The organism is Sphingobium lignivorans, assembly GCF_014203955.1.
In the GTDB taxonomy this organism is placed as follows: domain Bacteria; phylum Pseudomonadota; class Alphaproteobacteria; order Sphingomonadales; family Sphingomonadaceae; genus Sphingobium; species Sphingobium lignivorans.
Window position 1 is genome coordinate 4,142,131 of sequence record NZ_JACHKA010000001.1, and the last position, 23,629, is coordinate 4,165,759.

The window sequence follows — 23,629 nt, forward strand, 5'->3', positions numbered from 1 at the left end:
GCGCAAAGCTTCGGGAGGCCGGAATTTATGCGTCGGGGGCGGAATATTGGCGCCCGCACCCTGTATTTCCCCGGATAGCCTCCCTATAGAAGTCTGATGGACACAGACATGACGCAGCGCCCCGGCCAGCCCTCGGCGATGAGCGAAGGCGGTCCCTGGGGTAGCAGGGATGAGGAACCATCGACCGGAAGAGGCGGCGACGGGCCGCGCAACCCGTGGACGCCGCCGCCGCGCGGCGAGCCGGGTGGCCGTGGCACGCGCGGGCCGAGCGCGATCGACGAACTGCTGCGCCGCGCGCGTGACAGCTTCGGCGGCGGCCTGCCGCCGCGCGCGGGCGGGCGCGCCATCTGGCCCTATCTGCTCGGCGGCGTCGCGCTCATCTGGATTGCGACGACCAGCGTACACCGGATCGGACCGCAGGAACGCGGCATCGTCTCGATGCTCGGCAGCTACAGCCGCACGCTGGGCCCCGGCATCAACTGGACGCTCCCCGCACCTCTCGAAAGCGTCGCCGTGATCGACGTCGAGGAGATCCGCACCATCGATCTCGGTTCGGCCGGCGAGGAATCCGAGAAGCTGGTGCTCACCGGCGACCAGAACATCATCAATCTGGGCTATTCGGTGCGCTGGAACATCCGCGATCCGCAGCAATATGCCTTCCAGATCGCCGATCCGGACGCGACCATCGCGGCGGTGGCCGAATCGGCCATGCGCGCCGTGGTGGCGAACGTCTCGCTGACCGACGCGCTCGGCGCGGGCCGCAATGCCATCGAGAGCCAGGTGCAGGAGCGCATGCAGGGCATCCTGGACACTTATGGCGCGGGCGTGCGCATCCAGGGCGTTGCCATCAAGCAGGCCGATCCGCCGGACGCGGTCAATGACGCCTTCAAGGAAGTGAGCGCCGCCCAGCAGGCCGCCGAAACCTATCTCAACCAGGCCCGCGCCTATTCGCAGCAGCTTGCCGCCCAGTCGCAGGGCGAGGCCGCCGCGTTCGACAAGGTCTATGAGGAATACCGGCTCGCGCCGGACGTCACGCGCCGCCGCATGTATTACGAGACGATGGAAAAGGTGCTTTCGGGCGTGAACAAGACGATCATCGAGGCCAATGGCGTGACGCCTTATCTGCCGCTGCCGGCGATCCGTCCGCGCACGCCTACCGCGAGCGTCGAGGCCAGTCCGCAGCCCCAGCAGGGAGGCGGCCAGTGAGTTCCGTGACCCGCAACCCCGTCATTCTCGCCGTCCTGGCGACGATCGCGCTGTTCGTCATCGGCAGCACCTTCGCCATCGTGCCCGAGACGCGCCAGGCCGTCGTGCTGCGCTTCGGCGAGCCGGTGCGCATCTACAACAGCTACAAGCCCAACGAGACGTTCGGCCATACCGGCGCCGGCCTGAAGGTCCGTGCACCGTTCATCGACCAGATCGTCTGGATCGACAAGCGCGTCCAGTCGGTCGCGATGGAGCGCCAGCAGGTGCTGTCCACGGACCAGCTCCGGCTGCAGGTGGACGCGTTCGCCCGCTATCGCATCGTCGATCCGCGCCGCATGTACATTTCGGCGGGGAGTGAGGAGCGCGTCGTGGACGCGCTGCGGCCGATCCTCGGTTCCGCGCTGCGTAACGAGCTGGGCAAGCGGCGGTTCGACATGCTGCTGAGCCCCGAGCGCAGCGAAGTGATGCAGAACATCAACCGCAGCCTCAACCGGGTCGCCGCCCAATATGGCGCGGAGATCATCGACGTGCGGATCATGCGTGCCGATCTGCCGGACGGCACGCCACTGCAGAGCGCGTTCCAGCGTATGCGCACCGCGCGCGAGCAGGAAGCGCTGACCATCCGGGCCGAGGGTGCCCGCCGTGCCCAGATCATTCGCGCCGAGGCCGACGCCGCCGCCGCGAAGGTCTACGCGGCAAGCTTCGGCAAGGATCCGCAGTTCTACGACTTCTACCGTGCCATGCAGTCCTACCGCACGACCTTCGCGCAGGACAGCCAGGGAGAGACCAGCGCGATCCTGGGCGCGGACAATGATTATCTCCGGCAGTTCCGGGGACGGTGAATGGGGCCGGCGCGGCGCCCCGGGGCGCCGTGCGGTCCATTCAATGCCGGTTAATCCGGCGCTCGTCATGGCCCCTCATGGGGAGCCCATCGGGTCCTTTCTCGGGTTGAACCGGGGCAGGACGCCATGAAGACAGTTTGATTGAGAGGAAGGTTTTCGTGCGCTACGCTTACGCAATTACCGCAGCTTTGCTCCTCGGCGGAACCACGCTTGCTCTGACGTCCCATTCGACGAGCGTGATCGCCCAGACCGCCCAGAACGAAGGTACCGCGGCCGCCGCGCCGCAGGGTGCCCCGGCCAGCCTCGCCGACATGGTCGAGAAGCTCCAGCCGGCCGTCGTCAACATCTCCACGCGCCAGCGGGTGCAGGTGCAGAATCCCTTTGCCGGTACGCCCTTCGGCGGCCTCTTCGGCTTCGGCGAGGGCGGCCCGCAGACGCGCCAGGCCCAGTCGCTCGGCTCCGGGTTCATCATTTCGGCCGACGGCTATGTCGTCACCAACAACCATGTGGTCGCGCCCGGCGCGCGCGGCGCGACGGTGGACGAGATCACCGTCACGCTGCCCGATCGCACGGAATACAAGGCCAAGCTGGTCGGCACCGATCCGCGCTCGGACCTCGCGGTGCTCAAGATCAATGCCGACAAACCGCTGCCGTTCGTCAAGTTCGGCGATTCCAGCCGCGCGCGCGTGGGTGACTGGGTGGTGGCCATCGGCAATCCGTTCGGCATCGGCAGCACCGTGACGGCAGGCATTATTTCCGCGCTTCACCGCAACACCGGCGGTGCCGAGCGCTTCATCCAGACCGACGCTTCGATCAACCAGGGCAATTCCGGCGGCCCGATGTTCGACATGCACGGCAACGTCATCGGCATCAACAGCCAGATCCTCTCGCCCACCGGCGGCAATGTCGGCATCGGCTTCGCCATTCCCGCAGAGCAGGCCGTCCCGGTGATCGAAACGCTGCGCAAGGGCCAGAATGTCCAGCGCGGCTATCTCGGCATCCAGATCAGCCAGCTTTCGGACGACATGGCCGAATCGCTCGGCCTGCCCAAGAATCGCGGCGAGTTCGTGCAGGCGGTGGAGAGCGGCAAGGCCGCCGAGAAGGCCGGCATCCGCGCCGGCGACGTCATCACCAAGATCAACGGACGCACCGTGACCCCGGACGAGACCCTGTCCTACATCGTCTCGAGCCTCCCGGTCGGCACGACCGTGCCGATCGAGCTGGTGCGCGGCGGCAAGACGGTGACGGTGCGCGCCACGATCGGCGAGCGCCCGCCCGAGGAGGAGCTGGCCAACTTCTCGCAGCAGAACCCGGACGATTTCTCCGATCAGGACGAGCAGAGCACCCGGCAGGCCTCCCAGCAGCTGCTCGGCCTTGCCGTCCAGCCGCTCACGCCGAACATCGCTCGCCAGCTCGGCATCGCGACGGAGACGCGCGGCGTCGTCATCTCCGCGGTCGATCCTTCGACGGATGCCGGCTCCAAGGGCCTGCGCCGCGGCGACGTGGTGATGATGGCCAATGGCCAGCCCGTCACGACCGAGGCCGAGCTGGGCAAGGCGGCGCAGGCCGCGAAGGACAGCGGCCGCAATGCGGTCCTGCTCCAGATCCTGCGGCGCGGCAGCCCGCCCATCTTCCTGGCGGTTCGCCTGCGCAGCCAGTAAGGATCGCGATCAGGGCATTTACGGAAAGGGCGCGTGGGAACGCGCCCTTTTTCGTTGCCGCGCGGCGCGTTGAGCGCAAAAGCTATAGCGACGGGTTCTGCCCGGGCCGCGCGCGGCCCGACATGGGAGGGTAAGGGCAATGACGGACGAGACATCCATCTTCATCGGCCTTGGCGGCGGGGAGCCGCAGAAGCTCGTCCTGCGCCGCGCCAATCGCCACGGCCTGATCGCCGGCGCCACCGGCACGGGCAAGACGGTCACGCTGCAGGGCCTTGCCGAGAGCTTCTCCGCCCGGGGCGTGCCGGTGTTCGTCGCGGATGTGAAGGGCGATCTCTCGGGCATTGCCATGGCCGGCTCGCCGACCGCGAAGAATGCCGACAAGCTGATCGCCCGCGCGCAGGAAATCGGCCTCACCGATTATGCCTTTTCTGACAATCCCGCCATGTTCTGGGATCTCTATGGCGAGCAGGGTCATCCGATCCGCACCACCGTCTCGGAAATGGGCCCCTTGCTGCTGGCCCGCATCATGGGTCTCAACGAGACGCAGGAGGGTGTGCTGACCATCGCCTTCCGCCTCGCCGACGAGGAAGGGCTGTTGCTCCTCAATCTGGAGGATCTGCAATCCATGCTCGCTTATTGCAGCGAGAAGGCGGACGAGCTCACGGCCCGCTACGGCAATGTCAGCAAGGCCAGCGTCGGCGCAATCCAGCGCCAGCTTCTCCAGCTCGAATCGCAGGGCGGCGGGCATTTCTTCGGTGAGCCGGCGCTCGACATCCAGGATTTCATCCGGATCGACGAGAAGGGGCGCGGCTACATCAACATCCTTGCGGCGGACAAGCTCATGCAGAGCCCCCGGCTCTATGGCACGTTCCTGCTCTGGCTGATGTCCGAACTGTTCCAGACGCTTCCCGAGGTCGGCGATCCGGACAAGCCGGTGCTCGTCTTCTTCTTCGACGAAGCGCATCTGCTGTTCGACGACGCGCCAAAGGCCCTGGTCGACAAGATCGAGCAGGTGGTGCGGCTCATCCGCTCGAAGGGCGTGGGCATCTATTTCGTGACGCAGAACCCGATCGACATTCCCGAGGATATTGCCGGGCAGTTCGGTAATCGCGTTCAGCATGCGCTGCGTGCCTTCACGCCGCGCGAGCAGAAGGCGATCAAGGCAGCCGCCGAGACCTTCCGGCCCAATCCCGCGCTGGATGTCGCCGAGGCCATCACGCAGCTACGGGTCGGCGAGGCACTGGTGTCGCTGCTTCAGGAGGATGGATCGCCGTCCATCGTCCAGCGTACGCTCATCGCGCCGCCGCGCTCCCGGCTGGGGCCGCTGGACGCCAAGGAGCGGGCGATCATCCAGTCCATCTCGCCCTGCGAGGGCCAGTATGAGGAGGAAGTCGACCGCGAATCGGCCGAGGAGATTCTCGCGGCGCGTGCCGATGCCGCCATCGCCGCGGCCGCTGCCGAGAAAGCGCAGGCCGAGGCGGACAAGGCCGCCGCCGCGCAGGCGAAGGTCGAGGCGAGACAGCGCGAGGTCGAGGCCCGGGCCCGGGCGCGCGAGGCGGCCAAGCCCTCCAATCTCGACCGGGCGATCCAGTCGGCCACGCGATCTGCCGGCTCGTCGATCGGCCGGCAGGTCGCGAACGAACTCGGCAAGCAGATCCTCGGCGGATCGTCCCGCAGCCGAAGTGGCGGTCTGGTCGGCAAGCTGGTGCGCGGCGTGCTCGGCGGCCTGTTCAAATAGCTGTCCTACAGGGCGCCGCCGATGGCATGACGACCGCATGCGATCACCATGCAAGCCAGGTTTAATCGATGCAGTCGATCAGTGTCCCGCGCGGGAGACCAGAACCTCACGACCCATGGCGTGAACTTTGTAAACTTTCGCGGAAACCTGATCGACCGAAGCGATCAACCGCGTCCGCGATAGCCCGGCACGCCCTGATCGGGCAGCCACACGCCCTCCGGCGGCGGGCCGGACTGCCAGAAGACATCGATGGGAATGCCGCCGCGCGGATACCAGTAGCCACCGATGCGCAGCCATAGCGGCCGCATCTCCGTGAACAGGCGCTCGCCGATGCCGACCGTGCAGTCCTCGTGAAAGGCAGCATGGTTGCGGAAGCTGCCGAGGAACAGCTTGAGCGACTTGGATTCGACGATCGTCTCGCCTGGCACATAATCGATGACCAGATGCGCGAAATCGGGCTGGCCGGTCACCGGGCAGAGCGAGGTGAATTCGGGCGCCGAGAAGCGCACAAGATAGGGGCGCCCCTGCCGGGGGTTCGGCACATAGTCCAGAACCGCGTCCTCGGGGCTTGCGGGAAGGGCGCTCGACTGGCCCAGATGCTTGAGTGTCATGGCCGGGCCTTTAATATGATTCCCGCCCGGCGCGAACCCCCTTGCGCATGACGGCAAACGGGAGAAGGGGAAAGGCCATGGATCTGCTTGTTTCAACCCAGTGGCTGGCCGATGCCCTCGGTGCCGCCGATCTGCGCATCGTGGATGCGACATCCTTCCTGCCCGGCACGCCGCGCGATGCCCATGCCGAGTATCTGGAGAAGCACATAGCCGGTGCCCTGTTCCTGGATCTGTCGTCGCTGAACGATCCCGGCGATCCCCGTCCCGCGACCGTGCCGACGAACGCGCAATTCGCCGCCCGCATGGCGGAGCTGGGCATCGGGCAGGATGATCGCATCGTCGTCTACGACAATAGCCCGCTGGTGAGCGCCGGCCGTGCTTGGTGGCTCTTCCGCATTTTCGGGGCCCGGCAGGTGGCGATCCTGGATGGCGGGCTTGCCCGCTGGATGGCGGAAGGGCGGCCGGTCGAGCAGGGCCCGGGCGCGCCCCCCGCGTCGGAGGGCTTTGATGCGCAGCGGGACGACAGCGCCATCGCATCCAAGGCGGATGTTCTCGCCAATCTGGAAAGTTGCGCTGCGCAAGTGGTCGATGCGCGCGGGGCCGACCGCTTCAGCGGCGCCGATCCCGAACCGCGCCCGGGCATGGCGTCCGGCCATATTCCCGGCTCGGCCAACATGCCCACCGGCATGATGCTCGAACCCGATGGCCGGTGGAAGCGCGGCGAAGCGCTGCAGCGCAGCTTCGCCGATGCCGGGGTCGATCTCGGCAAGCCGCTCATCATGAGTTGCGGCAGCGGGGTCACGGCCTGCAACCTCCTGTTCGGCGCGGCGCTTCTCGGCAAGGACGACGTGCGCATCTATGACGGAAGCTGGTCGGAATGGGGGGCCGATCCCGCCACGCCCAAGGCGACCGGGCCGGCATGAGCGACAGCGGGAAGGACAAGGGCGGCAAGCCGCTGAGCGCCGCCACGCGGCTTGTCCAGGCCGGGCGGCGCGCGGAGTGGACGGGCATGCCGGGGCAACCGGGCGGCATCGTCAATCCGCCGGTATGGCGGGCATCGACCATCCTCTACGAGGACGTCGCGCATCTGCGCAGCGCGGACGTCAACGATCCGCATCGCCTCTATTATGGCCGGCGCGGCGCGCCGACGAGCTGGGCGCTGGCCGAAGCCATCACGCAGATGGAGCCGGAAGCGGCGGGCACGATGCTCTACCCCTCCGGTGTCGCGGCCATATCGGGCGCCTTGCTGGCTCTACTGCGCCCGGGCGACGAACTGCTCATGGTCGACAGCGTCTATGGGCCCACGCGCGCCCTGTGCGAGGGGTTGCTGCGCGAGATGGGCATCACGACGCGCTATTATGATCCGCTGATCGGCAGCGGGATCGCGGACCTGTTCCATGCGAACACGCGGGCAATCTTCATGGAAAGTCCCGGCAGCCTCACTTTCGAGGTGCAGGACATTCCGGCCATCGTCGCGGCGGCGCGGGAGCGCGGCATCATCACGCTGCTCGACAACACCTGGGCGACGCCGCTGCTGCTGCCGGGGCTGGGCATGGGTGTGGACGTCTCCATCCTCGCCTGCACGAAGTATATCGTCGGCCATAGCGATGTCATGATGGGTTCGGTCAGCGCCAATGCCGCGCTCTGGCCCCGCATCCGCCAGGGCGCGCACACGCTCGGCCAGATGGCCAGTCCGGACGATGCATGGCTCGCCCTGCGCGGCTTGCGCACGCTGGCGGTGCGGCTCAAGCATCAGGGCGAAAGCGCGCTCGCCATCGCGCGCTGGCTCTCCGGGCGGCCGGAAGTGGCGCGCGTGCTGCATCCGGCACTCCCCGACTGCGCCGGGCATGACATCTTCCTGCGCGACTTCGCCAGCGGCACCGGCCTCTTCGCGTTCGAGCTCGCGGGCGGCGGCGAGCGGGAACGCGCCGCCTTCATCGACAGCCTTGGCCTGTTCGGCATCGGCTATAGCTGGGGCGGATATGAGAGCCTCGCCATTCCCGTCGACCTCAAAGGTCTGCGGAGCGCGACTGCCCCGGCGCGGGGTCCGCTCGTGCGCGTCAATATCGGCCTTGAGGACGTCGCCGACCTGATCGCCGATATCGAGCAGGCGCTCGCCGTCTGGAAAGAGGCCATCGGCCCCTGACCACGCACGGGTCTCCGGCTTCCCTCTCACAAGAATCTGTTTTCGTTTCTTTTTCTCTGCACTTTCTGTTCCGGGAATGGCCTTCCCACGCGTTGCAAAGCTGCAACAGCGCCGGATTCAGCAACATTAAGTTACAAATTTTGCTTGTGCGATGCACAACGCGATGCAACCTGCGCGTGGATACAGGACAGGTTCCTCGGCTGCCTCCAGGGGCGGGATAATGAAGGGATCGCCGTAACCGCAGGTAGGGACGATCGCATTTATCTCGACAAGGGGAATACCATGCGCAAGTCCATCATCGGCCTTTCGGCCTTCGCTATCCTTGCTTCCGCGACGCCAGCACTGGCCCAGGAGGAGGCCAGCAGCCCAGTAACCATTTCCGGCTCCGCCACCCTCGTTTCCGACTATCGCTTCCGTGGCTTCAGCCAGAGCAACGAGAACATCGCGGTGCAGGCGGGCATCGATATCAGCCACGAGAGCGGCTTCTATGTCGGCACCTGGGGCTCGAGCATCGGCTTTGCCGGCAATGCCGAGATCGACGTCTTCGGCGGCTACACCACGGATGTGGCGGAGGGCCTCAATGTGGATGTCGGCATCCTGGCCTATATCTATCCCAAGGCCGGCTACAGCGATTCGACCATCGTCGAGCCCTATGTCACGCTGACCGGCACTTATGGCCCCGCCTCGCTCGCCGTCGGCATCAATTATGCCTGGGATCAGGCCTCGCTGGCCAGCCTAGATACGGGCGAGAAGTCGTCCGCCATCTATGTGCACGCCGAGCCTTCGATCACCGTGCCCAACACCCCGCTGACCGTGGATGGCCATATCGGCTATGCCAAGAGCAATTCCTTCCTGGGCGGCTATGGCCCTGACCATCATGTCTGGGATTATTCGGTCGGCGTCTCCGGCGGCTATGGGCCGCTCACCTTCGGCGTCCATTATGTGAACACGGATGAAGCCCGGCAGCGGTCTTATGCGCCGGGCACGGGCGCCGAGGACCTCGGCGCGGATGGCGCGGTGATCTTCTCGGTCGGCGCATCCTTCTGAACCCATGAAAACAGGCCGCCGTCCGTGGGAACGGCGGCTTGCAAGGAGGCTGCGGGCCGGGCCGCAGCCTCATTTCGTTCAGCCCTATTATTCGGAAGCGCCGGCCCATCCGTGCCGGACATGCGAGTCGCTACTGACCCGCCTTCGCGGGCCGGCGCACGCCGCGCGGTGACGATGCGGATCTGCGGTTCGAGCATCTCTCCTTTCATCACGCCTTCGCCCGCCGTGGGGCTACGGGGTGAATCGGCAATCGCGCGGACCACGTCCATGCCTTCGACGATCCGCCCGAACACGGCGAATCCCGGCTGCTTCTCGTCCGCATCGAAGCCGGTCATGTCTCCCAGGATGATGAAGAAGTCGCCGGTGCCCGTGCCTGGCTCGCCCTGTGCCAGCGAGATTGCGCCGTCGACATGGGAAAGCCCCGTCTGGCTCGTCGGCTCGTGTGGGACGGGCTTGAGGATGCGCTTGGGGTCGTTCTGGGTGCCGCCCTGGATGAAGCCGCCGGGTGTGCCGTCGCTCCATTTGAACGAACGATAGAAGACGGTGCCGTCGAGCCGCTTCTGGTCGACATAGCGCAGGAAATTGGCGGCGGTGAGCGGGGCACGCTCCACCTCCAGCGCAATGGTGATGGGCCCGCGCCCGGTGGTCAGGACCACGGGGACGGTCCGCGCCGGGACCGCGGGTGCGGCCGCTTCCGCGTCAGGTGCCGGCGGAACCTCCTGCGCTGCGAGAGGAGAAATAGGCCCGCCGGCCACGGCCAGGGCTGCAAGAGCAAGGACGATCGTCTTCATGGCCGTGATGGTAGCGCAACCGCGTCCCGAGGCAAGGCGGGACGGGACGAGGCGCCGCCCGTCCAAAAGCATCGTGGGCAATTCACATCGCGGCGCCGCGCGCCTATAGCGGCGCCATGAGCTGGCCCCTGCTCCTCCTCCTGTTCCTGGTGACCGTCGCGCTGATGGAAGGCTTCGCCTATGTCATGCATCGCTGGGTGATGCATGGGCCCGGCTGGTTCCTTCACGCGAGCCATCACCGGCCGCGAACGGGCCGGTGGGAACTCAACGATCTCTATTTCGTGATCTTCGCCCTCCCCTCCATCCTGCTTCTCCTTGGGGGCGTGCAATGGGGCTGGGGGAACTGGGCCACGGCCGTCGGCGCCGGCATCGCCGCTTACGGCGCCATCTATCTCGGCTTTCATGACATCATCGTCCACCGCCGCGTGGCGCATCATTATGTGCCGCGCTCGCTCTATATGAAGCGGATCGTCCAGGCGCACAGGCTCCATCATGTGGTGGAGACCCGCGAAGGCAATGTGAGCTTCGGCTTCCTCGTCGCGCCCTCGCCCGAGTCACTCAAGAAGCAGCTCGCGGGCATGGGGCAAGGCAGGCTCCGCCAGCCCGGCAGCGCTGCCGAAACGACCGTCGGGAAATCATAGCCGGGAACGGCGCAGGGCCGGAGGACAGGCCCAGCCTCCTGATGCCCATTCTCTCCGGCCTTGGTCTCCTTCCCGTCTTGCACTATGCAGCGCGCATGCAGCCCAGAACCGCCGGGGAAAAGAATTGACGATTGCGTTGCTCGCGGCCGCTGCCGCCCAGTCCATCCACTTCGACAGCCTGGGTTTGAACCCGGTTGCGCTCGACCTCGGCTTCTTCACGATCAAATGGTACAGCCTGGCCTATCTGGCCGGCATCCTGATCGGCTACTGGTATCTGACCGTGCTGATCCGCCAACCCGGCGCGCCGATGGCCCGCCGCCACGCGGACGATTTCATCTTCTACGCCACGCTCGGCATCATCCTGGGCGGCCGGCTGGGCTATGTGCTGTTCTACCAGCCCGACATCTTCCTGCGCCCGCTCGACATCTTCAAGCTGTGGGAGGGCGGCATGTCCCTGCACGGCGGCACCATCGGCGTGATCGTCGCGATCTGGTGGATGGCACGGCGCGAGGGCCTGAGCTTCCTGCGCGTGTGCGATTATATCGCCTGCGTGGTGCCGTTCGGGCTGTTCTTCGGCCGCCTCGCCAATTTCGTGAATGGCGAGCTGTGGGGCAAGGTGACGAGCGTGCCCTGGGCCATCGTCTTCCCCGATGCGCCGGGCGACCTGCCGCGCCACCCCAGCCAGCTTTATGAAGCGATGCTGGAAGGGCCGGTGCTGTTCGCCATCCTCGCCTTCTTCTTCTGGAAGACCAATGCCCGCTACGAGCCGGGCAAGCTCTTCGGCATCGCCGCACTCGGCTATGGCGCGGCGCGGTTCTTCGTCGAATTCTACCGCGAGGCCGATGCGCAGCTGATGGAGTTCGCCGAGCGCACCGGCCTTCACATGGGCCAGTGGCTCACCATCCCGCTGCTGGTGCTTGGCCTCTATCTCGTCGTCACGGCGAAGGGCCGGCGCACCCGCGTGGAACCGACGGCCGGGACGAACAGTGTCGCCTGAGGGCGCCGACGGGGCTTCGCTTCTCTCGGTGCTTGACTTCATGGCCGCCGCCAACGCGGCTTATTACGGCAGCCGCGATCCGCTCGGCCGCGCCGGCGATTTCACGACCGCACCGGAGATCAGCCAGATGTTCGGAGAGCTGATCGGCCTGTGCTGGGCCGATCTCGTTCTGCGGGCAGGCGCTGGCGAGCATGCGGCCTATGTGGAACTGGGCCCGGGCCGGGGCACGCTGGCCGCCGACGCCTTGCGCGCGATGAAAGGCGCTGGCCTCGCACCGCCTGTCCATTTCGTGGAAACGAGCCCGGTGCTGCGCCGCAGGCAGGCCGAGGCGGTGCCCGGCGCCCTCTCGCACGAGACCATCGACAGCCTGCCCGCCGACCGGCCGATCGTCGTCGTCGCCAATGAATTCTTCGATGCTCTGCCGATCAGGCAGTTCGAGCGCACGCCCCGCGGCTGGCGCGAGCGGATGGTCGCGGGCACGCGCTTCACGACCGGCGATGAGGACCGGGCGGACGACATCCCCGCCCCGCTGGCCGATGCCCCCATCGGCGCGATCGTCGAGCAATGCCCTGCCGGAGAGGCGATCATGGCGTCACTCGCGGGCAGGATCGCTCGCCAGGGAGGCGCCCTGCTCGCGATCGATTACGGCTATGAGGGGCCGGCAACCGGCGATACGCTGCAGGCCATGAGCGCTCATCGCTATGCCGACCCACTGGAGGCGCCCGGTTCGCGCGATCTCACCGCGCATGTCGATTTCGCGATGCTGGCTGCCGTCGGCCGCGCGCAGGGATTGCGGCCTTCGCCCTGCATCGGTCAGGGCGCCTTCCTCACGCACCTCGGCATTCAGGCGCGGGCCGATGCTCTGAAGCGCGCCAATCCGGGACGCGGACAGGAGCTGGACGAAGCCATGCAAAGGCTGGTCGCTCCCGATCAGATGGGCCGGCTTTTCCGCGTTCTCGCTCTTCGCCACCCCGAATGGCCCCAACCGGCAGGATTTGCATGACCATCGAAGTTATCCGCGCGGCGTCACTCGGCATGGTGCCCCATGGCTTTCTCGGCCGACAGGGCGGCGTGTCGACGGGCATCCATGCCGGCCTCAATGTGGGCCTGGGATCTGACGACGAGCGGGAGGCGATCCTGCGCAACCGGGATCTCGCACGCGATGCCGTCCTTCCCGGCTCGGCTCTGGTCACTCTGCATCAGGTCCATTCCGCCGACGTCGTCACGGTCACGGAGGCAATCCCGCTTGACGCGCGCCCGCGCGCCGACGCGCTGGTGACGGATCGGCCCGGCTTGCTGCTGGGCATCCTCACCGCCGATTGCGTGCCGATCCTCTTCGCCGACGAGACCGGCCGGGTCGTGGGCGCAGCCCATGCCGGCTGGAAAGGCGCACTGACCGGTGTCGCGGAAGCGACGCTTGACGCCATGGTCGCGCTCGGCGCCGCACGAGAAGGCATCGCCTGCGCGATCGGCCCGTGCATCGGCCGGGCGAGCTATGAAGTCAGCGCCGGCTTCGAAGCACCGTTCCTCGCGCGCGATGGAGAGGATGCTCGCTTCTTCTCGGCCGGGCGGCCCGGCCATCTCCAGTTCGACATTGCCGGCTATGTCGCCGCGCGTCTGGCCGCCGCCGGCGTCGGTGCCGTCACCATGCTGGATGAGGACACGTACAGCCAGCCAGAGCGCTTCTTCTCCTATCGCCGTGCCTGCCATGCAGGAGAACCGGGCTATGGGCGGCAGATATCATTGATCGGGATCGCGCAGGCCTGACCAGCCGGCAAGCGCGCCGCACCGCTGCCTCACCAGTGGACGATCGGCCAGCCCCTCAGCGTGGCCAGCCGCTCGAGCTTGGCGTGCGGATTGGCCGCGACGCCCTCGTCGGCAAAGTCGAGCAGCGGCGCATCGGTCACATGGTCGCTATAGGCCCGCACATGCGCCTGATCGCGCTCGATGCCCTGCCCCTTCATCCAGCGCTCGATCATCCGCAGCTTGGCGACGTCGTAGCAGTTCTCACCCGCGATCCGGGCGCGCAGATAATCGAAGTCCTGGCTGAAATGATCGGTCGCGATCACGTCGTCGAAGCCGAGGCGCCGGGCGATCGGCTCGACATAGAGGCGGAAGGATGCGGAGGCGATCAGCAGGCGATAGCCGTCCGCCCGGTCATCCGCGATGCGACGCAGCGCACCGGCCCGCACATTGCCGGCGACGACCTTGTCGGCATAGGATTCGACGGCGGGCTGGATGCGCGCACGATTGACGCGCCAGCCAATGAGCAGACCCTGATTGATTTCCTTCGCGCGCGCACGGCTGACCAGCCGCAGGAGATAACCGATCATCACCAGCCCGGCGACGGGGAGGAAAATGAGCCGCCAGGGCGCCACGCAGCGCGCCATGTGGACCAGAAACGCAGCATAAGTGCCGGTCACCGTGATGGTGCGATCCATGTCGTAAATTGCGATCTTCTGCACGCCTGCATCCATTCCGGCTCTTCCGCGTTGAGGGCGCATGAGCCAAATCGGCTTGCCGCGCAATGCAAACTGGCACAGTGTGCAGTCGATGATCAAACCTGCCGACTTCAGCGAACGCGATGACGCGCAGGGCCGGACCATCGCTCTGACGGGAACGCTTTCACTTTCATGCCTCGACCATCTGCCGCAGCGGATGGATGCGATCGAGGGCGATGTCGCCCGCATCGACCTCAGCGAGGTCGATCATATCGACACCATCGGCGCCTGGATCGTCCATCGGCTGGCCGTCCGCACGCAGGCCAGTATCGTCGGCGCCAATGATGACGCCTCGCGGCTGCTCGACGTGGTGGCGCGCAACGATCAGCCGCTGGAAGAGCCGCCCACGCCGCCCAATCCATTGATCCGCATTGCGGACCAGATCGGCGAGGCAACCAAGCTCACCGGCACCACCATGGTCGGCCTTCTGGGCTTCCTCGGCGCCACCGTGATAAGCTTCGGCCATCTGATCCGGCATCCGCGCTCGATCCGGGTCAATGCGGTGGTGCAACGCCTTGAGGTGGTCGGCGTGTCGGCATTGGGCATCATCGGCGTGATGAGCTTCCTCGTCGGCATCGTCATTGCCCAGCAGGGCTCCGTCCAGCTCGAGCAGTTCGGCATGGAGGTGCTGACCGTCAATCTCGTGGGCCGGCTCACCTTCCGCGAACTCGGCGTGCTGATGACGGCGATCATGGTGGCCGGCCGATCCGGCTCGGCCTTCGCCGCGCAGATCGGCACGATGATGCTGAACGAGGAAGTGGACGCCATGCGCACCATTGGCGTGCGGCCGATGGAAGCGCTCGTCATGCCGCGCATCATGGCCGTGGTCATCATGATGCCGCTGCTCGGCTTCTATGCCTCGGTCGTCGCGGTCATCGGCGGCGGCTTCCTGTGCGCGATCGCGCTGGATATCCCGCCCATTACGTTCGTGCAGAGGCTGCGGGAAGTCGTCCCGATCACCGATCTCTATGTCGGGCTGGTCAAGGCGCCCGTCTTCGGGCTCATCATCGGCATCGCCGGCTGTTTCCAGGGATTGCAGGTGCGCTCGAACGCGGAGGAAGTGGGCCTGCGCACGACAGCGGCAGTGGTGCAGGCGATCTTCCTGGTGATCGTGCTCGACGCGATCTTCGCGGTCTTCTTTACATGGATTGGCTGGACATGACGGACGCTGTCACGTCCCCCAACCCCGCGCCGGGCGAGCCGATCATTTCCATTCGGGGGCTCGTCAACCGCTTCGGAGAGCAGGTCATCCACGATCAGCTCGATCTCGACGTGAAGCGCGGCGAGATCCTCGGCGTCGTCGGCGGCTCGGGCACCGGAAAGTCCGTCCTCATGCGCTCGATCATCGGGCTGCAGCGACCCGCCGCCGGCTCGATCAACGTGCTGGGCGAGCCGATGCTCGATCGCGACCCCAATGATCCCGCCTTGCTGGCCGTGCAGAAGCGCTGGGGCATCCTTTTCCAGAACGGCGCATTGTTCTCGACATTGACCGTCTCAGAAAATGTGCAGGTGCCCTTGCGCGAATATTATCCCGACATGTCGTCCCGGCTTCGCGAGGAGATCGCGGCCTACAAGATTCTCATGTCCGGGCTCTCGGCCGATGCGGGTCCCAAATATCCGTCCGAGCTTTCCGGCGGCATGCGCAAGCGCGCTGGTCTCGCGCGGGCGCTGGCGCTCGATCCGGACCTGCTGTTTCTCGACGAACCGACCGCCGGGCTCGATCCCATCGGTGCTGCCGCCTTCGACGAACAGACGCGCGAGCTGCAGCGCACGCTTGGCCTCACTCTGTTCCTGATCACGCATGATCTCGACACGCTGCATGCTATCTGCGACCGGGTGGCGGTGCTGGCGGATCGCCGCGTCATCGCGGTCGGCACGATCGACGAGCTGCTGACGCTCGACCATCCCTGGATACAGGAATATTTCAACGGACCGCGCGGCCGGGTGGCGCACGGCATCACGGCACTGGCGGACGCGCGATGACACGGCGCGCTGGCCCGGCATGGACAGGCGCGCACGGGCTCGCCATAACCCGCTCTGGAAGGCACAGGGGATAGATGGAAACACGATCCAACAATGTGTTCGTGGGCGTGATCGTCCTGTTGCTCGCGGCCCTCGCGATCGGCGGGGCGTTCTGGTTCGCGCGGATCAGCGAGGCGGACCAGCGGGAATATGACATATTCTTCCGTCAGTCGGTCAGCGGCCTCGCCAAGGGTTCGTCGGTGACCTACTCCGGCGTGCCTTCCGGGCAGGTCAAGAATATCGAGCTCTGGCACAAGGATCCGCGTTTCGTGCGCGTCCGCGTCGTCGTCGATCGCAAGACACCCATCCTGCAGGGCACGACCGCGACGATCAACGGCGTGGGCTTCACCGGCGTGTCGGAGATCCAGCTGGCCGGCGCCGTGCGGGGCGCGCCGCCGCTCGGATGTCCCGAGCGCGACAGGGATTCCGTTTGCCCTGAAGGCGTACCCGTCATCCCGACGAAACCCGGGGCGCTGGGCGAGTTGCTGAACAGCGCGCCGATGCTGCTGGAGCGGATCACGACGCTGACCGAGCGACTGACCGAACTGCTCGACGATCGCAACCAGCGGAATATTGCGGGCATTCTCGCCAATATCGACAAGCTGACCGGCGATCTGGCCGCAAGCGGCCCCGAACTCGCCCAGACGATCGTGCAGACGCGCGCGACGCTCGAGAGCGCCGCCAGGGCCGCCGATGCGCTCGCGCAGGCCGCGAACAATACCAATGAGTTGGTGACGAGCGAGGGCAAGCCGCTGATCGCGGATCTTCGCGCCACCGTTCAGTCCGCCCGCTCCACGCTGGATGGGCTGGACGCGACCATCAAGGATGCGAAGCCGGGCGTCGACGTGTTCACGCGCGACACCATGCCGCAGATCGGGCTTCTGGTCCGGGATCTGCGGCAGATGTCGCGCGCGATCCTCGCGGTGACCGAGAGGATCGATCAGCAGGGCGCCGGCGGCCTTATCGGTTCGCCTGCCCTGCCGGATTACAAGCCATGACAGGAAGGGCCGCCATGACACCGTTCCCCGCGCGCACGCGGATCATCGCGCTCGCCATGCTCGCCCTTGCCAGCCTGTCGGTGACGGGTTGCGTGCGGATCGGCACCAAGCCGCCCGAGCGCCTCCTGTCGATCGCGGCCGCGACCTCCGCCCCGGCCGGCCAGACCCTGTCGGCCTCGCGGGATTCGGTCCTCTTCGTCGATCTGCCGACCGTACCGCGCGCCATCGCCACGGTGCGGGTGGCCGTGCGCACTGGCGACACCAGCTTTGCCTATGTGAAGGATGCGCTCTGGGTGGACGTCCCGGCACGGCAGTTCCAGGGCCTGCTGGCGGAGACCATCCGCACGCGCACCGGCCGGCTCGTCCTTGACCCCACGCAGTTCCTGGCCCGTCGCGGCCAGCTCCTGGAAGGCAGTCTGCTCGAATTCGGGATTGACTCAGGACGGCGCCTCGCGATCGTCACATATGACGCCAGCCTGCTGGCGCCCGACGGGCAAAGCCTGACGCGCCAGCGTTTCACGGCCTCGGTGCCTGTCACCGCCATCGACAGCCAGACCGTGGCGCCGGCCATCAGCGAGGCGGCCAATCAGGTCGCGACCGCTGTTGCCGACTGGCTGAAGGAGCGACCGGCCGGCTGACCGCGCCGCTCCGGCGCCTTGCCGCTCTCAGGCCAGGCTTTTGGTGGCCTGCTCCAGCACATCCCGGGACAGCCCCGGGGTCGCCGCGATCCGCTCCAGTTCGGCACGCATCATTGCCCCGCGCGCGCCATCGAAGCGGCGCCAGCGGCCAAGCGGCGGAACCAGCCGTGCCGCCGTCTGGGGATTGAGCTTGTCGAGCGCGATGATCGCATCCGCGACCATGCGATAGCCCTTGCCGTCCGCCCGGTTGAATGCCCACTGATTGGCCGCGAAGGCCGAATAGAGCGCGCGCGCCCGGTTCGGATTGGCCAGCGTGAAATCGGCATGGCCGGCGAGCGCCTGCACGATCTCGACCGTGTCGGGGTGGAAAGCCAGCGCCTGCGTCTGGAACCATTTGTCCACGACCAGCGCATTCCCGGCATAGCGGCGGTAGAAGGCTGCCAGCGCCTGATCGCGCTCGGGCGTTTCCCGATTGACGAGGATGGCGAGCGCCGCCTGCCGCTCGGTCATGTTGTCCGCCCGGTCGAACTGGCCGAAGGCAAGCGCCGCACCGTCTGGCGCGCCGGATGCCACGAGATAGGAGAGCGCCACGCCGCGCAACTTGCGGGCCGCCCGGGCATCGGCCGAAAGGGAGAAGCCGTTGCGAGCACATTCGGCATGGAGCGCGCGCCACTCGGATTCCAGCGCTTCGCCGATGCCGGTCATCAGCCGCTCGCGCGCCGCATGGATGGCATCGGGATCGACGACCTGCATCTGGTCGCCCAGATAGGCCTCGCTCGGCAGGCGGACGGCCTCGGCCACGAAGGAGCGGTCGAGCGTCGGATCGGTGATCGTCCTGCGGATGGAATCGATGATGACGTCGCTTTCCAGCGGCGCGCCGGAGATATGCGCGAGCAGGCCATTGATCATCAGCTGCTGCATCGCTTCATAGCGGCTGAACGGATCATCGTCGCGCGCGGCAAGGAAGGCGAGATCCTGCGCGCTTTGCTCCGCCTCGACGATCACCGGCGCGGCAAAACCGCGGTTGAGCGAGAGGACCGGCGCCTGGGCAAAGCCTTCCCGGCGCATTTCGAGCTGGTCGCGCGTCAGCACCACCAGTTCCTCGCCGCCATGCTCCCCCGTTGCCGGATCGAACAGCGCGAACTTGACGGGGATTGCCATCGGCGCCTTCTCGGGCTGGCCGGGGGTGGGCGGAACCGTCTGGCGCAGGGTGATCGACAGGCTGCCGCTGGCCGGATCGTAGCGCTGCCGCACGGTGAGGCGGGGCGTGCCGGCCTGGCTGTACCAGAGGCGGAACTGACCCAGGTCGATCCCGCCGCCATCTTCCATGGCCTTGACGAAATCCTCGCACGTCACGGCTTGGCCGTCATGGCGCTCGAAATAAAGGTCGGTGCCCTGCCGGAACCGCTCCGGGCCCAGCAGCAGCGCGATCATGCGGATCAGCTCTGCGCCCTTGTTGTAGACGGTCGCGGTGTAGAAGTTGCTGATCTCCATGTAGGATTCTGGCCGCACCGGATGCGCCAGCGGGCCGGCGTCCTCCTGGAACTGGGCTGCGCGCAACGTGCGCACGTCCTCGATGCGCTTGACCGCCGCCGAGCCCATGTCGGCCGAAAAGCACTGGTCGCGATAGACCGTGAAGCCTTCCTTCAGGGACAGCTGGAACCAGTCCCGGCAGGTGACGCGGTCGCCTGACCAGTTGTGGAAATATTCGTGCGCCACGACGCTTTCGATCGCGTCATAGTCCGGATCGGTCGCGGTTTCGGGATCAGCCAACACGTAGCGCGAGTTGAAGATGTTGAGGCCCTTGTTCTCCATCGCCCCGAAATTGAAGTCCGAAACGGCGACGATGTTGAACACGTCGAGATCATATTCGCGGCCATAGACGCGCTCGTCCCAGGCCATGCTGTTCTTGAGCGCCGTCATGGCGTGGCTGGTGCGCGGCAGGTCTTCCTCCCGCACCCAGATGCCCAGCCGCACCGCGCGGCCGCTCATGGTCGTGAAGCTGTCCGCATTGCAGGCCAGGTCACCGGCCACCATCGCGAAGAGATAGCTCGGCTTGGGATAGGGATCGACCCAGCGGGCCCAATGCCGGCCATCGGGCAGCTCGCCCTGTTCCACCGGATCGCCATTGGCCAGCAGCACCGGATAGGTCGCCTTGTCGGCGCGCATCGTGACGTCATAGCGCGAGAGCACGTCCGGCCTGTCGGGGAAGAAAGTGATACGGCGGAAGCCTTCCGGTTCGCACTGGGTACAGAGCAGGCCGCCCGAAGCATAGAGGCCCATGAGCTGGGTGTTGGTCGCGGGCGCGATCTGCACTTCCGTCTCGACTTCATGGGCATTGCCGGGCAGCGCAATGACGAGCACGTCATCGTCCAGCCGCCAGTCTGCCGGGCTCAGCGCCTTGCCGTCCACCGCGACGCTCAGCGGAACCAGCCCGTCCCCGTCGAGGCGCAGTGGCCGGTCATGCCGGCCGGCGCGCGTGACGCTGAGCCGCGCTTTCACGCGCGTCGCGTGCGCGTCGAGGTCGAACTCGAGCCGGATGTGGTCGACCAGCCAGAGCGGCGGTTGATAGTCCTCGCGGCGAATGACGGGAGGCGTGGCGGGGGCGTGCGTGGTCTGGGTGTCTGCCATGGCCTATCCCTATGATGCCGCAGGCAAACGCACAACCTGGCATGGGCCCGGATGAGACGGGCGACACAGGATCACCGCACCATGCGTCGCCTTCGTGCATCTGTCCCCGCCCAGGAACCACCGCGGGCAACATGACGTCATCCTGACCGATGGCGAATGGGCCTTGCCCGCTCAGGGGAAAGGCGCCAGTCCGGCAGCGAAGGCGCGGGCATTGGCCCGTCGGCCGTTTCCGGAGGCGGCATGGCAAAGCATCTTCTCATCTTCGGGCTCGGCTACAGCGCGGGCCGGCTGGCCGGGCGTCTTGCCGCAGCGGGCTGGACGATCGAGTCCACCGGGCGCGCCGGATCGATGGCATTCGACGACACAAAGCGCGTTCATGACGCCATCGCCCGCGCCACGCATATCCTCTCCTCCGTCCCCCCCATGGAAGCGACCGACCCGGTCCTGGATCGCTACGGCGCGGCGTTGCGCGGCGCACCGGCCGCGTGGATCGGCTATCTTTCCTCCACCGGCGTCTATGGCGACACTGGCGGGGCGTGGGTGGATGAAAGCGCGCCGACGGGCGGCGGGCGGCGCGATGCCCGCGCGCGGGCGGACAGCGCGTGGCAGGCGCTCGGCCGACCGGTCCATATCTTCCGTCTGCCCGGCATTTACGGCCCCGGGCGCAGCGTGCTGGATCGCATTCGGGCAGGGAAGGCCCGTCGCGTCGCACTGCCCGGGCAGGTCTTCAGCCGCATTCATGTCGACGATATCGCCTCGGGCGTGGTCGCCGGCATGGATGGACCGGCGGGCGTCTACAATCTCGCGGACGATCGTCCCTGCGCGCACAATGACGTCATTGCCTATAGCTGCGCCTTGCTGGGCCAACCGCGCCCGCCCTTGCTGCCGCTGGAGGACGCCGGGCTCTCGCCTGCCGCGATGGCTTTCTATGCCGAGAACCGGCGCGTTTCGAACGGCAAGGCCCGGCGCCTGCTGGACTGGACGCCGGCCTTTCCCGATTATCGCGCCGGTCTAGCGGCGTGCCTTGCCGCGGAAACGGGCGCGCAAGGCGATGACCATGCCGCCTAGCGCCAGCAGCACGCCGGCAATCGCCAGCGCCGTCCAGCGATAGCCCTCGAAGAGGGTGGAAAGCCCCATCGCGAGGATCGGGACGAGGACGCTGCTGTAGGCCGCCGGCCCAGCACCGATCCGCTGGATGAGGCGGAAGTAGAGTGGAAAGGTGATGACCGAGCCGGCAATCGCCAGATAAGCGACGCCCAGCCAGTAAGCGGGACGCGGATCGATCACGGGCGGGCCGGTCGTGATCCACGCCCAGACGGCATCCGCCGCCGCGCCGATCGCCATCGCCCAGGTGAGCAGGCTCGCCATCGGCACCGTGCGCGCAAGCGGCGCCGCCTGCATGACGTTGGACACCGATGCGAACATCACCGCGATCACGCAGATGCCAAAGCCCAGCAGGACCTGCGCTGGCGTCGCCATCACGCTGGTGCGATACTCATTGAGGAAAAGCAGGGCGATACCGGCAATCGCCACGGCCGAGCCGAGCACGAAGCCGCCGGTCACGCGCTCGCCGAAGAAGATGCGGGCGAGCAGGCTGTTGGGGATCATCAGCAGCGCATAGACCAGCGCGCAGAGCCCGGAGGTCAGGAACACCTCGGCCCGGTAGAGAAGATTGAAGTTGAAGGCGAATTGCGTGAGGCCGAGCGCGGCGGCGAACAGCATGGCGCGCCGGTCGATCGCCAGCGAGGCCCCGCTCAGCCGCGCGACCATTGCCATGCCGAGCGCCGCCAGCGCGAAGCGATAGCAGACGGACCAGCCCGGCGGCACGATCGCGAGCTGATCGCGGATCACGATCCAGGTCGAGGACCAGATGAGGGTGACAGTCGCGAACGGCAGGATGATGCCACTCGCGGAAGGGGCTTTGCTCACAGAGCGGAAAGCGCGGCGGCGAGCGGCGCCACCTCAGCCTCGCCCTGATGCCAGCTCGTGACCAGCCGCGCGGCGCCGGCACCCCAATCGTAGAAAGCGAAGCCCTGCGCGCGCAGCCGGGCCGCCTCGTCTGCCGAGAGACGCAGGAACAGCTCGTTCGCCTCCACGGGATGGAGCAGCCGCTCGCCCGCCGCCTGCGCCAGAATGGTCGCGGCGGCATTGGCGGCGCGCGCGTTCGCCAGCCACAGCTCGCCCTCCAGCATGGCGTGAAGCTGGGCGGCGATGAACCGGCCCTTGGAAAGCAGATGGCCGGCCCGCTTGCGCCGCCGCCGGGCCTCGTCCGCCCGGGCGGGATCGAAAAGGACAAGCGCCTCCGCGTTGAGCGCGCCATTCTTGGTGAAGCCGAAGCTCAAGGCATCCACGCCCGCGCGCCACGTGACGTCCGCGGGCGCGCAATCGCGGCTCGCGATCGCATTGGCGAAGCGCGCGCCATCCATGTGCAGCGCCAGCCCATGCTCGCGGCAGAAGGCGCCGATCGCCGCCAGCTCGTCGGGCGTGTAGACCCGGCCATATTCCGTGGCATTGGTGAGCGAGACCGCATGCGGCTGGACCTGATGCACGTCCCTGCGGACCTGCGCCATCCGCTCGCGCAGGCCCTGCGCCGAGAGTTTTCCGCCCGCGGCGCGGCAGGTCATCAGCCGCGCGCCGCCGGTCTGCAGTTCCACGGCGCCGCATTCATCGGCGACGATATGGGCTTCCTCATGCGTCAGCACACCGCCATAGGGCGGGCACAGCAGCGCAAGCGCAAGCGCATTGGCGGACGTCCCCGTCGAGGTCCAGATGACCGCCACGTCCCGTTCGAACAGCGCTGAAAAACGCGCGTCGAGCCCCTGGCTGAGCGCGTCGCCATCATAAGCGGTATCCACGCCATTGGCGGCCTCCATCGCCGCCAGAAGCGCGGGATGCACAGGGGCTGCATTGTCGGAAAAGAACTGCATGGCGTTCAGCGATGGCGTCTCACACGGGCCTCGTCAATGCGGCGTGGAACCGCGATTGTCGAAAAGGCGCGCGCATCCATGGCTGCGGGCTTTCCGCGCGGCGACGGCCCCGCTAATGCGGCCGGAGACTTTCAGGAAGGAATGCACGCCCGATGAGGATGCCCGGTCATTTCAGGTCCCCAGCGCCGACCCCGCGCAGGCCACGCGGGAACCGGTCTTGCCTGTGACGGTG

21 protein-coding genes and 1 pseudogene are annotated in these 23,629 nt (G+C 66.9%); 16 read left to right on the top strand and 6 right to left on the bottom strand.

Features of this window, described 5'->3' with window-relative positions; all coding sequences use genetic code 11:
- Positions 1 to 96: 96 nt before the first annotated feature.
- From hflK to HNP60_RS19405, 4 genes are all read left to right on the top strand, one after another.
- Positions 97 to 1,206 (top strand): FtsH protease activity modulator HflK, encoded by a 1,110-nt coding sequence (hflK, locus tag HNP60_RS19390; RefSeq protein ID WP_184156671.1) that lies wholly within the window; start codon positions 97 to 99, stop codon positions 1,204 to 1,206.
- Complete coding sequence (hflC, locus tag HNP60_RS19395) at positions 1,203 to 2,048, top strand: SPFH domain-containing protein (RefSeq protein ID WP_184156673.1); 846 nt, start codon at positions 1,203 to 1,205, stop codon at positions 2,046 to 2,048. Before hflK ends, hflC begins: the two co-directional genes overlap by 4 nt.
- A gap of 158 nt (positions 2,049 to 2,206) precedes the next feature.
- Positions 2,207 to 3,709, top strand: a complete 1,503-nt coding sequence (locus HNP60_RS19400) for a Do family serine endopeptidase (protein ID WP_184156675.1) — start codon at positions 2,207 to 2,209, stop codon at positions 3,707 to 3,709.
- Positions 3,710 to 3,848: 139 nt separating this feature from the next.
- Entirely contained in the window at positions 3,849 to 5,447 is a 1,599-nt protein-coding gene (locus HNP60_RS19405; RefSeq protein ID WP_184156677.1) for a helicase HerA-like domain-containing protein, read from the top strand.
- A gap of 164 nt (positions 5,448 to 5,611) precedes the next feature.
- On the opposite strand, the gene queF is transcribed toward HNP60_RS19405, so the two are convergent.
- The gene (queF, locus tag HNP60_RS19410; protein ID WP_184156679.1) at positions 5,612 to 6,058 is read right to left on the bottom strand and encodes a preQ(1) synthase; all 447 of its coding nucleotides are present in this window, start codon (positions 6,056 to 6,058) and stop codon (positions 5,612 to 5,614) included.
- A gap of 77 nt (positions 6,059 to 6,135) precedes the next feature.
- Between queF and sseA the strand changes: the two genes are divergently transcribed.
- From sseA to HNP60_RS19425, 3 genes are all read left to right on the top strand, one after another.
- Positions 6,136 to 6,981, top strand: coding sequence for a 3-mercaptopyruvate sulfurtransferase (gene sseA / locus HNP60_RS19415; RefSeq protein WP_184156681.1), 846 nt, complete (start codon positions 6,136 to 6,138; stop codon positions 6,979 to 6,981).
- The gene (gene metC / locus HNP60_RS19420; protein ID WP_184156683.1) at positions 6,978 to 8,204 is read left to right on the top strand and encodes a cystathionine beta-lyase; all 1,227 of its coding nucleotides are present in this window, start codon (positions 6,978 to 6,980) and stop codon (positions 8,202 to 8,204) included. The genes sseA and metC overlap by 4 nt, the downstream gene beginning before the upstream one ends.
- Before the next feature lie 282 nt (positions 8,205 to 8,486).
- Positions 8,487 to 9,251, top strand: a complete 765-nt coding sequence (locus HNP60_RS19425) for a TorF family putative porin (RefSeq protein ID WP_184156686.1) — start codon at positions 8,487 to 8,489, stop codon at positions 9,249 to 9,251.
- Between the two features lie 152 nt (positions 9,252 to 9,403).
- Here the strand turns inward: HNP60_RS19425 and HNP60_RS19430 are convergent.
- Positions 9,404 to 10,042, bottom strand: a pseudogene (locus HNP60_RS19430) (peptidylprolyl isomerase); the annotation flags it as partial.
- A 116-nt stretch (positions 10,043 to 10,158) separates the two neighbouring features.
- Here HNP60_RS19430 and HNP60_RS19435 point away from each other — a divergent pair.
- The 4 genes from HNP60_RS19435 to pgeF all read left to right on the top strand — a co-directional run bounded on the left by HNP60_RS19435 (position 10,159) and on the right by pgeF (position 13,447).
- Positions 10,159 to 10,683 carry a sterol desaturase family protein gene (locus HNP60_RS19435; RefSeq protein WP_184156688.1) on the top strand — a complete coding sequence of 175 codons (525 nt, stop codon included), beginning with the start codon at positions 10,159 to 10,161 and terminating at the stop codon, positions 10,681 to 10,683.
- 124 nt (positions 10,684 to 10,807) lie between these two features.
- On the top strand, positions 10,808 to 11,680 hold the full coding sequence (gene lgt, locus HNP60_RS19440; protein ID WP_184051963.1) for a prolipoprotein diacylglyceryl transferase: 873 nt from the start codon (positions 10,808 to 10,810) through the stop codon (positions 11,678 to 11,680).
- Positions 11,670 to 12,683 carry a class I SAM-dependent methyltransferase gene (locus tag HNP60_RS19445; RefSeq protein ID WP_338056747.1) on the top strand — a complete coding sequence of 338 codons (1,014 nt, stop codon included), beginning with the start codon at positions 11,670 to 11,672 and terminating at the stop codon, positions 12,681 to 12,683. The genes lgt and HNP60_RS19445 overlap by 11 nt, the downstream gene beginning before the upstream one ends.
- Positions 12,680 to 13,447 carry a peptidoglycan editing factor PgeF gene (gene pgeF, locus HNP60_RS19450; protein WP_184156690.1) on the top strand — a complete coding sequence of 256 codons (768 nt, stop codon included), beginning with the start codon at positions 12,680 to 12,682 and terminating at the stop codon, positions 13,445 to 13,447. The genes HNP60_RS19445 and pgeF overlap by 4 nt, the downstream gene beginning before the upstream one ends.
- Before the next feature lie 29 nt (positions 13,448 to 13,476).
- On the opposite strand, the gene HNP60_RS19455 is transcribed toward pgeF, so the two are convergent.
- A complete protein-coding gene (locus HNP60_RS19455; RefSeq protein ID WP_260394985.1) occupies positions 13,477 to 14,157 on the bottom strand; it encodes an HAD family hydrolase in 681 nt (226 codons plus the stop codon).
- Positions 14,158 to 14,233: 76 nt separating this feature from the next.
- On the opposite strand from HNP60_RS19455, the gene HNP60_RS19460 reads away from it, so the two are divergent.
- The 4 genes from HNP60_RS19460 to HNP60_RS19475 all read left to right on the top strand — a co-directional run bounded on the left by HNP60_RS19460 (position 14,234) and on the right by HNP60_RS19475 (position 17,839).
- The gene (locus HNP60_RS19460) at positions 14,234 to 15,343 is read left to right on the top strand and encodes an ABC transporter permease (protein WP_184156692.1); all 1,110 of its coding nucleotides are present in this window, start codon (positions 14,234 to 14,236) and stop codon (positions 15,341 to 15,343) included.
- Positions 15,340 to 16,164, top strand: coding sequence for an ABC transporter ATP-binding protein (locus HNP60_RS19465; RefSeq protein WP_184156694.1), 825 nt, complete (start codon positions 15,340 to 15,342; stop codon positions 16,162 to 16,164). The genes HNP60_RS19460 and HNP60_RS19465 overlap by 4 nt, the downstream gene beginning before the upstream one ends.
- 74 nt (positions 16,165 to 16,238) lie before the next feature.
- Positions 16,239 to 17,201, top strand: a complete 963-nt coding sequence (locus HNP60_RS19470) for an MlaD family protein (RefSeq protein ID WP_014078205.1) — start codon at positions 16,239 to 16,241, stop codon at positions 17,199 to 17,201.
- 14 nt (positions 17,202 to 17,215) lie between these two features.
- Positions 17,216 to 17,839, top strand: a complete 624-nt coding sequence (locus tag HNP60_RS19475; protein ID WP_184156696.1) for an ABC-type transport auxiliary lipoprotein family protein — start codon at positions 17,216 to 17,218, stop codon at positions 17,837 to 17,839.
- Between the two features lie 27 nt (positions 17,840 to 17,866).
- On the opposite strand, the gene pepN is transcribed toward HNP60_RS19475, so the two are convergent.
- Entirely contained in the window at positions 17,867 to 20,470 is a 2,604-nt protein-coding gene (gene pepN / locus HNP60_RS19480) for an aminopeptidase N (protein WP_184156698.1), read from the bottom strand.
- 240 nt (positions 20,471 to 20,710) lie between these two features.
- Between pepN and HNP60_RS19485 the strand changes: the two genes are divergently transcribed.
- On the top strand, positions 20,711 to 21,538 hold the full coding sequence (locus HNP60_RS19485) for a Rossmann-fold NAD(P)-binding domain-containing protein (RefSeq protein ID WP_184156700.1): 828 nt from the start codon (positions 20,711 to 20,713) through the stop codon (positions 21,536 to 21,538).
- On the opposite strand, the gene HNP60_RS19490 is transcribed toward HNP60_RS19485, so the two are convergent.
- Both HNP60_RS19490 and HNP60_RS19495 read right to left on the bottom strand, forming a co-directional pair.
- Entirely contained in the window at positions 21,482 to 22,399 is a 918-nt protein-coding gene (locus HNP60_RS19490) for an EamA family transporter (protein ID WP_184156702.1), read from the bottom strand. The genes HNP60_RS19485 and HNP60_RS19490 overlap by 57 nt on opposite strands.
- Entirely contained in the window at positions 22,396 to 23,397 is a 1,002-nt protein-coding gene (locus HNP60_RS19495; protein WP_184156704.1) for a threonine aldolase family protein, read from the bottom strand. The genes HNP60_RS19490 and HNP60_RS19495 overlap by 4 nt, the downstream gene beginning before the upstream one ends.
- Between the last annotated feature and the right edge of the window lie 232 nt (positions 23,398 to 23,629).

Excerpts from the sequence above, each read along its gene's own strand:
- pgeF (WP_184156690.1), top strand. The coding sequence starts at position 12,680 with ATGACCATCGAAGTTATCCGCGCGGCGTCACTCGGCATGGTGCCCCAT.
- HNP60_RS19470 (WP_014078205.1), top strand. The coding sequence starts at position 16,239 with ATGGAAACACGATCCAACAATGTGTTCGTGGGCGTGATCGTCCTGTTG.
- hflK (WP_184156671.1), top strand. The coding sequence starts at position 97 with ATGGACACAGACATGACGCAGCGCCCCGGCCAGCCCTCGGCGATGAGC.
- pepN (WP_184156698.1), bottom strand. The coding sequence starts at position 20,470 with ATGGCAGACACCCAGACCACGCACGCCCCCGCCACGCCTCCCGTCATT.
- HNP60_RS19455 (WP_260394985.1), bottom strand. The coding sequence starts at position 14,157 with ATGGATGCAGGCGTGCAGAAGATCGCAATTTACGACATGGATCGCACC.
- queF (WP_184156679.1), bottom strand. The coding sequence starts at position 6,058 with ATGACACTCAAGCATCTGGGCCAGTCGAGCGCCCTTCCCGCAAGCCCC.
- HNP60_RS19460 (WP_184156692.1), top strand. The coding sequence starts at position 14,234 with ATGATCAAACCTGCCGACTTCAGCGAACGCGATGACGCGCAGGGCCGG.
- metC (WP_184156683.1), top strand. The coding sequence starts at position 6,978 with ATGAGCGACAGCGGGAAGGACAAGGGCGGCAAGCCGCTGAGCGCCGCC.
- HNP60_RS19475 (WP_184156696.1), top strand. The coding sequence starts at position 17,216 with ATGACACCGTTCCCCGCGCGCACGCGGATCATCGCGCTCGCCATGCTC.
- HNP60_RS19465 (WP_184156694.1), top strand. The coding sequence starts at position 15,340 with ATGACGGACGCTGTCACGTCCCCCAACCCCGCGCCGGGCGAGCCGATC.
- sseA (WP_184156681.1), top strand. The coding sequence starts at position 6,136 with ATGGATCTGCTTGTTTCAACCCAGTGGCTGGCCGATGCCCTCGGTGCC.
- HNP60_RS19435 (WP_184156688.1), top strand. The coding sequence starts at position 10,159 with ATGAGCTGGCCCCTGCTCCTCCTCCTGTTCCTGGTGACCGTCGCGCTG.
- HNP60_RS19485 (WP_184156700.1), top strand. The coding sequence starts at position 20,711 with ATGGCAAAGCATCTTCTCATCTTCGGGCTCGGCTACAGCGCGGGCCGG.
- HNP60_RS19405 (WP_184156677.1), top strand. The coding sequence starts at position 3,849 with ATGACGGACGAGACATCCATCTTCATCGGCCTTGGCGGCGGGGAGCCG.
- HNP60_RS19425 (WP_184156686.1), top strand. The coding sequence starts at position 8,487 with ATGCGCAAGTCCATCATCGGCCTTTCGGCCTTCGCTATCCTTGCTTCC.
- HNP60_RS19495 (WP_184156704.1), bottom strand. The coding sequence starts at position 23,397 with ATGCAGTTCTTTTCCGACAATGCAGCCCCTGTGCATCCCGCGCTTCTG.